Origin of the sequence: Sphingobium phenoxybenzoativorans, from assembly GCF_001757355.1 — a bacterium.
Classification (GTDB): domain Bacteria; phylum Pseudomonadota; class Alphaproteobacteria; order Sphingomonadales; family Sphingomonadaceae; genus Sphingobium; species Sphingobium phenoxybenzoativorans.
On the sequence record NZ_MINO01000093.1, the window covers coordinates 1 to 11659 of the forward strand.

An 11659-nucleotide genomic window follows, 5' to 3' on the forward strand; every position below is an offset into this window, starting at 1 on the left:
GCCGCCGCGTCCATGTCTGCACCCGCAGTATCGACCAGCGCTGGCTGGGCGTGGTGGTGCAACCCTCCCCGCCCGAACCGGCGTCTGGGCCTGGGGCGGACAATGGGACGGCCGATGGGACGGAAGGGGTGGCCAAAGCCCCCGAAGCCGCCGATTGTGGCGTCTCCCACCCGGTGGAGGTCAAGCGCGCCTATGACGGCCCCTGCGAAAGCGGCTGGGTGTCGAGCGCTTTCGTGCGGCTGGTGGGGGGTTAGGGGGACGCAGGCCAAGCCCCCTCGCGCCTCAGGCCATATCTGGGCCTGCTCCCGCGCCCTTGCCGAACATGAAGAAACAGCGGGATCCCGGATCACGTCCGGGATGACGAAAAAGGGATGGAAGGGCCAAACGTCACGCTCCGCTCCCCCACCGCGTCATTCCCGCGCAGGCGGGAACCCACCTCCCACCATGTCCTTCACTGCCCAAGGCGCGTTGGGTCCCCGCGTTCGCGGGGATGACGGATTGGGTGGGTGGCGAACTGTCTGTTTCCCCGTCATCCCAATGCAGGCTGGTATGACGGTAAGGGGTGGCTGGCGAATATTATCGCCGCAACACACGGCCGCCATCCCGAATGGCTGTCGTCATCCCGGACTTGATCCGGGATCCATGGGCGCGAGCGTCCGCGCAGTCATGCGTACCGGGAGCCAATGGATCGCGCATCAAGTGCGCGATGACGGATTGGATGAGGGGCGGATTGTTAGTTTCTCGATCCTCCCCTTTGAGGGAAGGTGGCATTCCGCAGGAATGACGGAGGGGTGTCGCCCTATCGAGAGAGTGATACCCCTCCACCAGCTTCGCTGGTCCCTCTCCCCTCATAGGGGAGGATTTTAGTCCACTATTGGCCGCTCCAGCCGCCGCCTAACGCCCCGCGACAAACGCCGCGCGATATTCCGGCTTGATCGCCTTGATCATCGCCGCGTCGACCGGCACATCTATTTCATAGCTGCCCTCGGCATAGGGTCCGGCCTCATAGGGGCCGATGATCACGCGGATGCGGTCGATGCCGCCGCCCTTGCCCGCTTCGGGCGTCAGCACCTGCTGCATCGGATCGACGCAGATGCTGAAATCGTCCGCCCCACGCTTCACCTTTTCGCCCCGCTTTTCGGCGCGGGCGTCGTCCAGCGCGTCGCAGAAACGGCCGGACATAGAGGCGGCGAACGCCGCCGGCGAGGTCATCAGCGCCGTGACGGGAATATCCTTCGCCGCCTGCTTATCCCACAGCAGTCCCGACCATGCCGTCATCCCGTGCGCGCCGCCGGTATAGACATAGGTTTCGCCGACCAGTCCCAGAAAACGGGGCGTGTCGGCATGCACCGTCCATGTCGTCTGCAGGCTATGCTGGCGGAAGGGATAGTCCGCTTCCTTGGCGGACTTCTGATCCTCGGCCGCCGCTTTCAGCGCGTCCGCCTTCGCCTTGTCCATCTGCCCGGTCAGTTTTTCGGCGACAGCGGGAATCGCCGCCGCCTGTGCGGGATAAGCGTAGGAAAATTCCAGCGCTTCCGACTTATCCTCCAGCTTGAACGGCTTGGCGGGCGCAGCCGGAGCGGCGGCGTTGGTCGCGGCGGCGTTTGATCCAATCGCATCCGCCGCGTTCACGCTGTCATTCCCGGCATCGTTTCCGGCCGGTCCGGACGGTCCGGAACAGGCCGCTGCCAGCAGGACGCAAACCAGCGCCAGGCGGCGGCGCACCCGTTCCGGCGCGCCGATCAATGCGCCTGGTCCGGCAGCCGGTCCTGGATCGCCTTGCGGGCATAGTCGCTGGAAAGCGCCGCGCCGACATTGGGCCAGCCTTCGCCGATCAGCGCCTGCTCGACGGCGTGGACATTGGCGAAGCTGCCGCTTTCGGCGAGCTGATACGCCCGGTCGCGTACGGCGCGATCGCCCTTGTTATCTGTCAGGTTCATGGCCTTCTCTCCTTCCTCTCCAAGGTTGGTGATGATCGTCAATCTAGGCTTTTGGCCGCATAACGCAAACGATCAGAGCGGCATAACGGTCCGCAGATCGGGTGAAATTGCGCTTCACAATCCTTCCATATTTCCCCTACACCGCTGGCAATGACTGATTACGCCGAACTCCTCAAAGCCGACCATGATCAGGCGGCCCATGCCATCCAGCTTGTCGACAGCGAGGGGTTTCCGGCCTGGCTCCGCAAACAGCCGGAACGGGTGCGCACCGCGATTGCGGGACAGAAGTTCAACGGGAAGCCCAATGAAGTGGCGATCCTCCCCGGAGACAAGGCGGCGGAATGGTCGGCGGTCGGCGGCGTCGCCGATACGGAGAAGCTGTCCACCTGGTGCCTGGCGAAGCTGGCGGAGACGCTGCCGGAGGGCACATACCGCCTGCATGACGCGCCGGGCGGGGCGGCAATGCTGGGCTGGCTGACCGCGCAATACAGGTTCGAGACATATCGCAAGGACGACGCGGCGCCCGGTCCGCGCATCTTGCTGACCCGCGACATCGCCCGGATCGCGCCGACCGTTGGGCAGGCGGAGGCGGTTGCGCTGGTCCGCGACCTGGTGAACACGCCGGCCGCCGACATGGGTCCGGCCGATCTGGAGGCCGCGGCGGTGGAGATTGCCGAGGCGTTCGGCGCGGTGCTGACGGTGGTGCGCGGCGAGGAGTTGCAGACGCAGTTTCCGATGATCCACGCCGTCGGCCGGGCCGCCGACCGCGCCTTTTCCCCCCGCCTGATCGAATTTCGCTGGGGCGACCCCAGCCATCCGAAGGTCGCGATCGTCGGCAAGGGCGTGTCGTTCGACAGCGGCGGGCTGGACATCAAGCCGTCATCGGGCATGCGCCTGATGAAGAAGGATATGGGCGGCGCGGCCCATGCCCTGGCGCTGGCGATGCTGGTGATGGAAAGCCGCCTGCCGGTGCGCCTGCACCTGCTGATCCCCGCCGTGGAGAATGCGATCGCGGGCAACGCCTTCCGCCCCGGCGACATATTGCGCAGCCGCAAGGGGCTGTCGGTCGAGATCGGCAATACCGATGCGGAGGGCCGCCTGATCCTGGGCGATGCGCTGGCCAAGGCGGTCGAGGACGGGCCGGAAATGATCCTGGACTTCGCCACGCTGACCGGCGCGGCGCGGGTGGCGCTTGGCCCGGACTTGCCCGCTTTGTTCGCCAATGACGATGCGCTGGCCGCCGATCTGGAGCGGGCGGGAGGACAGGTGGACGATCCGCTGTGGCGGCTGCCGCTCTGGTCCCCCTATGCCGACATGCTGAAATCCGACATCGCCGACATCAACAATGCGGGCGAAGGCGGGTTCGCCGGGTCGATCACGGCGGCGCTTTTCCTGCAGAAATTCGTGCCCGCCAGCATCGCCTGGGCGCATTTCGACACCTTCGCCTGGCGGCCCGCGGCCAAGCCCGGACGGCCGAAGGGCGGCGAGGCGCTGGGGCTGCGCGCCGCCTTCGCCATGCTCCAGCAGCGCTACGGCCGCACAGCCTGACGTAAAATCGCTGTTTCGCCCAACCGTTACGCAACCGCTTCGGCTATCGTGCGTTAGGGGCCTTATGAATGTTCATGCCACTTCCGACGAGCGGGTGCCGGTGGAGCATCGTGCCCTCCGCGCGCTCAACCACTGGATGCATACGCTGGTCGATTATGTGCGATCGGGCGAGCCTGATCTGACCAACCGGCAAATGGCCCTGATGATGACCGTTTATGTCGAACCGGGGCCGCATACGGTGCGCGGCCTGGCCGAAGCGCTGAACGTATCGAAGCCCGTGATCACGCGCGCTCTTAACAAGCTGTCCGCCCTCGGTTATCTGCGCCGCGAACGCGACGCTGCGGATCGCCGCAACATATTCGTCGCCCGAACACCGAAAGGCGCGGAATTTCTTGACGGTTTCAACGATTTCATCGCAGGAACCAGCCGCGATGAAGGGCACCGACACACAAACGGCGGACATTGACCCGCCAGAGAGGCACAGCTTCCGCCTGAACGGCCGGTCCGTCGTTCTGGACAAGCGCGTGCATGCGGTGCGCGGCGACCTGGCCGACCTCTCCCTCGCCGGCATATTATTCTCCGCCCATTACGCCCGCGCGGTCGAGATGACCTGCGTGCTGCCCGGCGCGATGGTGCTGGAGTCGGGACAGACCGGCGCGGCGGCCGTCACCCAATTGTTGCGGGGCGAGACGTTCCACGCGCTGGACATGACGACGCACTGGGCCTGGGGCTTTTGCGGGCATGACGGCTATGTCGGCTATATCCGGCGCGAGGCGCTGGATGTGCGGGAAACGCCGACGCATCAGGTGACGGCCCTGTCCGCGCCGCTGTTCGAAAAGCCGGACATCAAATCGCGCATCATCGATTTCTGGCCGCTGGGCGCGACCTTTTCCGGCGCGGAGGCGGACGGCTTCGTCGCCTGCGCAGAGGGGCATGTGCATGCGCGCCACGCCGCGCCGCTGGGCGAACTGGAAAGCGACTGGGTCGCGGTGGCGCAGCGCTTCCTTGGCCAGCCCTATGTCTGGGGCGGGCGGGGTCATGACGGCCTCGACTGTTCGGGCCTGGTGCAGATCGCCCTGTCCCGCTGCGGCATCGCCGTCCCGCGCGACACCGACCTGCAGCGCGAGGGCATTGGCAAGCCGCTGGCCGACGACGACGCGCTCCGACGAGGGGATCTGGTCTTTTTCCCCGGCCATGTCGGGATCATGGCGGATGGGGAAAATCTGCTCCACGCCAACGCCCATTGGATGGAGACGGTGATCGAGCCGCTGGCCGACGTCGTCGCCCGTCTTACACCCACATATGCGCAGCCTGTGCTGGCGCGCAGAAGGATCGCCAAGTGACCACGACTGTTTTTATCGACGGAGGGGCCGGGACCACCGGCCTGGAAATCCGGGAGCGGCTGGCCGGACGGCCGGAACTCTCGCTCATCACCCTGTCCGACGCGGAGCGCAAGGACGCCGCCGCGCGCAAGGGCGCGCTGAACGATGCCGATGTCGTCATCCTCTGCCTGCCGGACGACGCCGCGCGCGAGGCGGTGTCGCTGATCGGCAACGACCGCACGAAGGTGATCGACGCATCCACCGCGCATCGAATCGCCGCCGGATGGACTTACGGCTTTCCCGAACTGGAGCCGGACCAGGGCGAGAAGCTGGCCGCCACCCGCTTCGTCGCCAATCCGGGCTGCTACCCGACCGGCTATCTGGCGCTGGTGCGGCCGCTGGTGCGCGCCGGGCTGATCCCGCTTGACTGGCCCCTGACGGTCAACGCCGTGTCCGGCTATTCGGGCGGCGGCAAGGCAATGATCGCCATGTTCGAACAGGGCGATGCGCCCGACGCCACGGACACCGCCTACCGTGCCTATGCCCTGTCGCTGGCGCACAAGCATGTGCCGGAAATGCAGGTGCATGGCGGCACCAACCACCCGCCGCTTTTCTCGCCAGCGGTGGCGAAGGTCTATCGCGGCATGCTGGTCGAGGTGCCGCTGCAGTTGCGGGCGATGCGGGAACGGCCCTCGGTCGTGGCGCTGCACGATGCGCTGACGGCGGCTTATGCGGGATCGGACGTGGTGTCGGTGCATCCGCTGGTCGACGGGCTGTCCATGCCCGCGATCGACATCGAGCAGGCGGGCGCAAGCGACCGGCTGGAACTGTTCGTGTTCGGCAATGAGAAGGCGGGCCAAGTCCGCCTGATCGCCGCCCTCGACAATCTGGGCAAGGGCGCGGCCGGCGCGGCGGTGCAGAACCTCAATATATTGGCGGGTTTGCCGCAGACGGCGGGGTTGCGGCTTTAGATATTGAGGGCGCCGCCCAAACCGTTCGTCCTGAGCTTGTCGAAGGACTGTCCTTCACTTGAAGAAAGTGCAGGGCTTCGACAGGCTCAGCCCGAACGGAAAAGTTACTTCCCAACTCGGTTGCCTATGCTCAAAATACTTAGTGAATCGTACCGATTGCCTGTTTGATCGACAGCACGATGATCATCCGTTCGATCTGCCGCCAGTGGCAGAAGCGGATGTGGTTGCCGAGGTCGCGGCTCTTGTCCGCCAGCGCCGCCGCTTCATAGCCCGCATCGTCGCCGAAGCGCGTGATCAGGTCCGCCGCATCGTCATAGCTTTTGCGGTCCGACAGAAATGGTAATTGCATTGCGAAACCCCGACATATTCTTTTGCCCGCATGCACACTCTCAATGGCCGTGCCAGAAATGGCGGATGATGCGCGCAGGCCCGTCGCGGTGGTCAACGGCCGGTTAGGGATATGCCAATACGGGACAGCCGTACCGGTATGGGTCGGAAAGCGTCCCGTTCTGGGTCAGTGATTGTCCCACTGGCGACGCGCCGCGAAGCGTGGCAAGGGGCAGGCATGACGACGCAAAAACCCAAGCCGCCGACGGGCGCAGGCGCGATCATCGCCTTTCTGGTTCTGGCCGGAACCATTGGCGGCGGCTTTCTGGGCCAGCCGACCATCGGCCTGCTCGGCGGCCTTGGCGCGGGCGTGCTGATCGCGCTGATCCTGTGGCTGCGCGAACGCGGACGCTGACTTGCGGGCGACGGCCCGGGGGCATAAGTCATAGGCCATGAAGAAACATCTGATCCTGTTCCCGCTCGTCCTGCTGCTCGTCGCGGGCGCGGTGATCCTTTACCTGGCGCGCGGCGACACCGCCCGGCTGACCGACGACCAGAGCACCGGGCGCGAACCTGTGTTCACCACCGCCCGGACGCAGATCATCCCCACGGTCAAGATCGCCGAGGTGCAGGGGTGGAAGGCGGGCGAGAAGCCGGTGGCGGCCAAGGGCCTGACCGTCGATCGCTTCGCGGAAGGGCTGACCCATCCCCGGTCGATGTACCGCCTGCCCAATGGCGACATATTGGTGGCGGAAACCAACAGTCCGACGCGCCCGGCCAGCGGCATCCAGGACCGCATCATGAACTATCTGCTGGACAAGGCGGGCGCGGGCGTTCCCTCCCCCAACCGCATCATCCTGCTGCGCGACGCGGACGGCGACGGCAAGGCGGAGGTCAGGACGACTTTCCTCACCGGTCTCAACTCGCCCTATGGCATGGCGCTGGTGGGGGACCGCCTCTACGTCGCCAATACCGACTCGCTGATGTCCTTCCCTTATAAGGAGGGCGACACCAAGATCAGCGACGCCGGGCGGAAGGTCATGAACCTGCCCGCGCAGGAACCGAACATGCACTGGAGCCGCAACTTGGTCGCCAGCCCGGACGGGAAGCTGCTCTATGTCGCCGTCGGGTCGAACAGCAATATCGGCGAGAACGGCCTGGATACCGAGGATAACCGCGCCAACATATTGGAGGTCGACACGGCGAAGGGCGATTATCGCATCTATGCCGCGGGCCTGCGCAATCCGGTCGGCATGGCGTTCAACCCCAAAACCGGCGACCTGTGGACCGTGGTCAATGAGCGCGACATGATTGGCTCCGACCTTGTGCCCGACTATCTGACCCGCGTGGAATTTGGCGGCTTTTACGGATGGCCGTGGAATTATTGGGGCGGATATGAGGATAAGCGGGTGCAGCCGGAGCGGCCGGAACTGCGCGAATATACCCACCGGCCGGACTATGCGCTGGGCAACCATGTCGCCCCGCTCGGCCTGACCTTCACCGACAAGATCAATTTCGGCGCGCCCTATGACAATGGCGTGTTTGTCGGCCTGCACGGAAGCTGGAACCGCAAGCCGGTCGCGGGATACAAGGTGGTGTTCGTGAAGTTCGACGCGGGCGACCGCGCCGGGGGCAAGCCGGTCGACATCCTCACCGGCTTCCTGACGCCGGAGGGCAAGGCGCATGGCCGCCCGGTCGACGTGACCGCGGACAAGACCGGCGCGCTGCTGGTCAGCGACGATGTCGGCGGCGTGATCTGGCGGGTGCGGAAATAAGGGCGAAAATACAGCAAATCGCCGGCGCTCCACTTCTCGTCATCCCGGCGAAAGCCGGGATCCATCTCTCCCAATATCGCGGCCGTGCCGAAGGCGCGTTGGGTTCCGGCTTTCGCCGGAATGACGAATGAACGGTCCTATTTCCGGCAATTCTCCTGATTGGCCAAAGACGCAGCGTGCCCCTGCGAACGCAGGAGCACGCCTTCGCCCAAAGGGGGTGAAGTTCAAACCGCCCTATATTGAATCAGAAGCATCTCACCACCGTTCGGGCTGAGCCTGTCGAAGCCCTGCCCTTCTTTGCAGCGTTAGGAAGAAGGACAGCCCTTCGACACTGACACGAGTCACGCGCCTCGTGTCAGCAGGGCGAACGGTTCCGATGTACCGTATGATGCTCTATCTTCCCGCCGCCCGCATCTCCGCGATCAGGGCGTTGTCGATCTCTTTCTGCTTCTTGTAGGCCGGGCGTGCGCGCACCCGGATGGCATATTCCTGAAAGGCCGGGCGTGAGGGGATGGTGCCGAACGTCAGCCCCCAGTCCACCTGCGCGCCGACATAGACATCGGCGGCCGTGAACCGCCCGCCGCAGATGAAAGGACGGCCGCTCAGCGCCTTCTCCAGCGCGCCCATCGTATCTTCAAATGTGCCATAGCCCATCATGCGCGACTTGCCGCTGTCCGCGCGGAAACCCGCCGCCCGGTTGGTGACGGCCGCCTCCACCGGCCCGGCCGCAAAGAACAGCCAGCGATAATAATCCGCCTTTTCCGAAGGCCACGGCCCCAATCTCGCCGCCGGAAACACATCCGCCAGATAGGCGCAGATCGCCGCGCATTCCGTCACCACATTGCCCTCATGCACGATGGCCGGAACCTTCCCCATCGGGTTGATCGCCAGATAATCCTCATCCTTCATCGACGTATCATAGGCGAGGATCGTCTGCTTATAGGGCGCGCCCACCTCCTCCAGCATCCAGCGTGCGATCTGCCCACGCGACATGGGGTTGGTGTAGAAGATGATCGGATCGGTCATGGCGTACCTCCTGCCTGCGAATCGCCTTCGAACATATCATGAACATTTTGATCCGGCTATTCGCCTCAGGGCGTTGGCGCGCTCCGATATTTCTCGAACCAGGCCAGGATCGCCGACGCCTTCGCCGCCGACTGGCTGGGCCGCGCCGCGATGCCGCCATGGCTTGCGCCGGGCACCTTGACCAGGGCGGTCGGTATCCCCTGCAATTTCAGCGCGGTATAATATTGCTCGGACTCGCTGACCGGGGTGCGGTAATCCTCCGACCCCACGACCACCAGCGTCGGCGTTTTCACATTGCCGACCAGGCTGAGCGGTGAGCGCGCCCAATAGCCCTCATGATCCTCCCACGGCTTTTTCGCGAACCAGTAGGGCGTGTAGAAATTCGACCCGTCGGAGGTGAGGACGAAGCTGGACCAGTCGATCACCGGCTTCTGCGTCGCCGCCGCCTTGAACCGCTGCGTCTTGCCGACGATCCAGGCGGTCAGCACGCCGCCGCCCGACCCGCCGGTGACGAACAGATTGTCCGGGTCGGCAACGCCCGCCGCGATCGCCGCATCGACCGAGGCCATCAGGTCGCCATAATCGTCGGCCGGATATTTCTTGTCGATCAGGTTGGCGAACTCCGCGCCATAGGAGGTGCTGCCGCGCGGGTTGGTGTAGAGCACGGCATAGCCCGCCGCCGCATAAAGCTGATAATCGGTCGAGAAGCTGGGGCCATAGGCCGCGAACGGCCCGCCGTGGATTTCCAGGATCAGCGGCGCTTTCGCCCCCTGCGCCAGTCCCGGCGGCGTCACCAGCCAGGCGTCGATGGCGCGGCCGTCCGGCGCGGTGACGGGCAGCTTGCGCACCTGCGCCATCGCCTTGCCCTCCAGCAGCCCGGCGTTGAGCCGGGTCAGCCGCCGCCCGTCCTTGCCGCCCGCGACATAGACGTCCGCCGGATTGAGCGCGTCGCCGCCGGTATAGGCGACCGTCCCGCCCTTCGACACGCTGAACTCGCCATCGGTATAGGGGCGGTCGAATGCGTCGCCCGCAAGGCCGGTGGCGAGCGTCGTCATCTTCCCATCCAGGCCGACGCGCGCGACCCGCTTCACGCCATGATCGTCATAGGAGACGATCAGCGCGCCATTGCCCGCCCATTTGACGGCATCGATGCTGCGATCCAGGGAGGCGGTCAGGGCGCGCGGAGAACCGCCATTGGCGTTCATCACATAGAGCACCGCATTTTCATAGCTGCGCTCCTTGTCGTCGAAGCCGAGATAGGCGATCTTCGTGCCGTCCGGCGACATTTGCGCGCCCTCGTCCGGACCGTTGCGGCTGGTCAGCGCCCTGATGCCGCCGCTCGCCACATCGACCGAGAATATCTCGCTGTTCAGCGGATGCAGTTCCCAGTCCGCGTTGCGGTTGGCGCTGAACAGGATCGTGCGGCTGTCGGCAGACCAGCTCAGCGGGCCATTGTCGTTAAACTTGCCGAAGGTGAGCTGGCGGGGCGCGCCGCCGTCCGCCGCGACGACAAAGACATGGTCGAAACCCGGTTTCAGATAGCCCGCACCGTCCGCGCGATACGTCACCTTGTCGATGACGGTCAGCGGCTCGGCCCATTTCGCGCCTTCCGGCTTGTCCGGCGCGCTGCCCAGCTTGGTGTCCGTGTCCGGCACGGTCATGGTGTAGGCGATGCTGCGCCCGTCCGGCGACCAGGCGATTGCGCCGGGGCTGTCGGGCAGGCCAGTGATCTTCGCGCTCGTCCCGTCCGCCATCCACAGCACATGAAGCTGCGGCGCGCCGTCGGTCGCGGAAACATAGGCAAGGCGCTTGCCGTCCGGCGACCAGCGCGGGGACTTGTGCGACCCCGGCCCGGCGACCAGCGGCGACTGGCCGCCGCTCGCCACATCCACCAGCCAGATGGTCGGCCGCGCCTTGTCGGTCATGATGTCATTGGACATGCGGACATAGGCGATGGCCCTGCCGTCCGGGCTGATCTGCGGATCGCTCGCCGCCTCCAGCGAGAAAAGGTCGCGGCCGGTGAAGGCCCGCACCGGGCCATCGGGCGCGGGCTTGGGGTCCTCTGCAAAGGCGACTGTCGCGCTGCCGAGCAGCAACAGGGCGATCAGGGGCCGCGTAATCAGGGGCTGGCTAAAGCGGAGCATCAGGGGCCTCTCTCTTATTGGGGGAGGCGGCAGCATGATCTTTTTGGGGAGAGACGCAAGGGTTTGCAGCGTTCCCAGATTTGCTGTATTTTTCCTGTCATGACCAAGCTGTCGCCCATCGTGTCCGAGTTCGACACCGCCGAGCAGGCGGAATCCCATGACCATTGGGTTCGCGCCAAGGTAGTGGAATCGCTGGCCGACACACGCCCATCTGTTCCCCACGATGAAGTCATGAAGCGAATTGATAAAATCATAGATGCGCAACGCGATGCTGACTCTCGTCTGGCGCGCTAGCGCAGTCGATGACGTCGAAACCATATTCGCATACATCGCCAGGCATAATGTAGCTGCGGCAGACCAGTTGAAGGCAGCGATCATGGCATGCGCCGAGCAACTACCCCGGCATCCCCTGCTATATCGCGCCGGACGCGCCGAGGGTACGCGCGAAGCAATCGTACATCCCAACTACATCCTCATATATCGGGTCAGCGCCAATATGGTGGAAATTGTGCGCGTCATTCACGCGCGACGAGAATATCCTTGAAGAATGGCAATCGACGGATAGCGAATTGAGGATGAGGTTGAAAATCATTTTGCCCGTCGCCG

The 11659-nt window shown here is 64.9% G+C and carries 13 protein-coding genes and 1 pseudogene; 9 read left to right on the forward strand and 5 right to left on the reverse strand.

Features of this window, described 5'->3' with window-relative positions; genetic code table 11:
• Positions 1–254 (forward strand): annotated as a pseudogene (locus BHQ40_RS22185) (hypothetical protein); the annotation flags it as partial.
• Between the two features lie 640 nt (positions 255–894).
• Here the strand turns inward: BHQ40_RS22185 and BHQ40_RS22190 are convergent.
• Both BHQ40_RS22190 and BHQ40_RS22195 read right to left on the reverse strand, forming a co-directional pair.
• Positions 895–1746, reverse strand: coding sequence for a PdaC/SigV domain-containing protein (locus tag BHQ40_RS22190; RefSeq protein WP_070157969.1), 852 nt, complete (start codon positions 1744–1746; stop codon positions 895–897).
• Complete coding sequence (locus BHQ40_RS22195; RefSeq protein WP_070157970.1) at positions 1743–1940, reverse strand: hypothetical protein; 198 nt, start codon at positions 1938–1940, stop codon at positions 1743–1745. The genes BHQ40_RS22190 and BHQ40_RS22195 overlap by 4 nt, the downstream gene beginning before the upstream one ends.
• A gap of 150 nt (positions 1941–2090) precedes the next feature.
• On the opposite strand from BHQ40_RS22195, the gene BHQ40_RS22200 reads away from it, so the two are divergent.
• The 4 genes from BHQ40_RS22200 to argC all read left to right on the forward strand — a co-directional run bounded on the left by BHQ40_RS22200 (position 2091) and on the right by argC (position 5781).
• Positions 2091–3488, forward strand: a complete 1398-nt coding sequence (locus BHQ40_RS22200; RefSeq protein ID WP_070157971.1) for a leucyl aminopeptidase family protein — start codon at positions 2091–2093, stop codon at positions 3486–3488.
• A 64-nt stretch (positions 3489–3552) separates the two neighbouring features.
• Positions 3553–3954: a MarR family winged helix-turn-helix transcriptional regulator gene (locus BHQ40_RS22205; RefSeq protein WP_070157972.1), complete on the forward strand. Its 402-nt coding sequence runs from the start codon at positions 3553–3555 to the stop codon at positions 3952–3954.
• Entirely contained in the window at positions 3920–4831 is a 912-nt protein-coding gene (locus BHQ40_RS22210; protein ID WP_070157973.1) for a C40 family peptidase, read from the forward strand. Before BHQ40_RS22205 ends, BHQ40_RS22210 begins: the two co-directional genes overlap by 35 nt.
• Positions 4828–5781 (forward strand): N-acetyl-gamma-glutamyl-phosphate reductase, encoded by a 954-nt coding sequence (gene argC, locus BHQ40_RS22215; RefSeq protein ID WP_070157974.1) that lies wholly within the window; start codon positions 4828–4830, stop codon positions 5779–5781. The genes BHQ40_RS22210 and argC overlap by 4 nt, the downstream gene beginning before the upstream one ends.
• A 139-nt stretch (positions 5782–5920) precedes the next feature.
• Here argC and BHQ40_RS22220 read toward each other — a convergent pair whose 3' ends face one another.
• A complete protein-coding gene (locus BHQ40_RS22220; RefSeq protein WP_070157975.1) occupies positions 5921–6130 on the reverse strand; it encodes a hypothetical protein in 210 nt (69 codons plus the stop codon).
• Positions 6131–6346: 216 nt separating this feature from the next.
• Between BHQ40_RS22220 and BHQ40_RS26350 the strand changes: the two genes are divergently transcribed.
• Both BHQ40_RS26350 and BHQ40_RS22225 read left to right on the forward strand, forming a co-directional pair.
• A complete protein-coding gene (locus tag BHQ40_RS26350) occupies positions 6347–6523 on the forward strand; it encodes a hypothetical protein (RefSeq protein ID WP_171905924.1) in 177 nt (58 codons plus the stop codon).
• A gap of 37 nt (positions 6524–6560) precedes the next feature.
• Positions 6561–7883, forward strand: a complete 1323-nt coding sequence (locus BHQ40_RS22225; RefSeq protein WP_070157976.1) for a PQQ-dependent sugar dehydrogenase — start codon at positions 6561–6563, stop codon at positions 7881–7883.
• 393 nt (positions 7884–8276) lie between these two features.
• Here BHQ40_RS22225 and BHQ40_RS22230 read toward each other — a convergent pair whose 3' ends face one another.
• Together BHQ40_RS22230 and BHQ40_RS22235 are read right to left on the reverse strand one after the other, a co-directional pair.
• Positions 8277–8909, reverse strand: a complete 633-nt coding sequence (locus BHQ40_RS22230) for a glutathione S-transferase family protein (RefSeq protein ID WP_070157977.1) — start codon at positions 8907–8909, stop codon at positions 8277–8279.
• A 65-nt stretch (positions 8910–8974) separates the two neighbouring features.
• Complete coding sequence (locus tag BHQ40_RS22235) at positions 8975–11053, reverse strand: alpha/beta hydrolase family protein (protein ID WP_070157978.1); 2079 nt, start codon at positions 11051–11053, stop codon at positions 8975–8977.
• Between the two features lie 99 nt (positions 11054–11152).
• Between BHQ40_RS22235 and relB the strand changes: the two genes are divergently transcribed.
• Together relB and BHQ40_RS22240 are read left to right on the forward strand one after the other, a co-directional pair.
• The gene (relB, locus tag BHQ40_RS25390; protein WP_083277107.1) at positions 11153–11347 is read left to right on the forward strand and encodes a type II toxin-antitoxin system RelB family antitoxin; all 195 of its coding nucleotides are present in this window, start codon (positions 11153–11155) and stop codon (positions 11345–11347) included.
• Entirely contained in the window at positions 11322–11597 is a 276-nt protein-coding gene (locus BHQ40_RS22240; RefSeq protein ID WP_070157979.1) for a type II toxin-antitoxin system RelE/ParE family toxin, read from the forward strand. The genes relB and BHQ40_RS22240 overlap by 26 nt, the downstream gene beginning before the upstream one ends.
• Positions 11598–11659 lie beyond the last annotated feature (62 nt).

Bases quoted from the DNA above. Each gene is read 5' to 3' on its own strand.
- relB (WP_083277107.1), top strand. From the start codon at position 11,153: ATGACCAAGCTGTCGCCCATCGTGTCCGAGTTCGACACCGCCGAGCAG.
- BHQ40_RS22205 (WP_070157972.1), top strand. From the start codon at position 3,553: ATGAATGTTCATGCCACTTCCGACGAGCGGGTGCCGGTGGAGCATCGT.
- BHQ40_RS22225 (WP_070157976.1), top strand. From the start codon at position 6,561: ATGAAGAAACATCTGATCCTGTTCCCGCTCGTCCTGCTGCTCGTCGCG.
- BHQ40_RS22220 (WP_070157975.1), bottom strand. From the start codon at position 6,130: ATGCAATTACCATTTCTGTCGGACCGCAAAAGCTATGACGATGCGGCG.
- BHQ40_RS22240 (WP_070157979.1), top strand. From the start codon at position 11,322: ATGCTGACTCTCGTCTGGCGCGCTAGCGCAGTCGATGACGTCGAAACC.
- BHQ40_RS26350 (WP_171905924.1), top strand. From the start codon at position 6,347: ATGACGACGCAAAAACCCAAGCCGCCGACGGGCGCAGGCGCGATCATC.
- BHQ40_RS22195 (WP_070157970.1), bottom strand. From the start codon at position 1,940: ATGAACCTGACAGATAACAAGGGCGATCGCGCCGTACGCGACCGGGCG.
- BHQ40_RS22210 (WP_070157973.1), top strand. From the start codon at position 3,920: ATGAAGGGCACCGACACACAAACGGCGGACATTGACCCGCCAGAGAGG.
- BHQ40_RS22230 (WP_070157977.1), bottom strand. From the start codon at position 8,909: ATGACCGATCCGATCATCTTCTACACCAACCCCATGTCGCGTGGGCAG.
- BHQ40_RS22200 (WP_070157971.1), top strand. From the start codon at position 2,091: ATGACTGATTACGCCGAACTCCTCAAAGCCGACCATGATCAGGCGGCC.
- BHQ40_RS22235 (WP_070157978.1), bottom strand. From the start codon at position 11,053: ATGCTCCGCTTTAGCCAGCCCCTGATTACGCGGCCCCTGATCGCCCTG.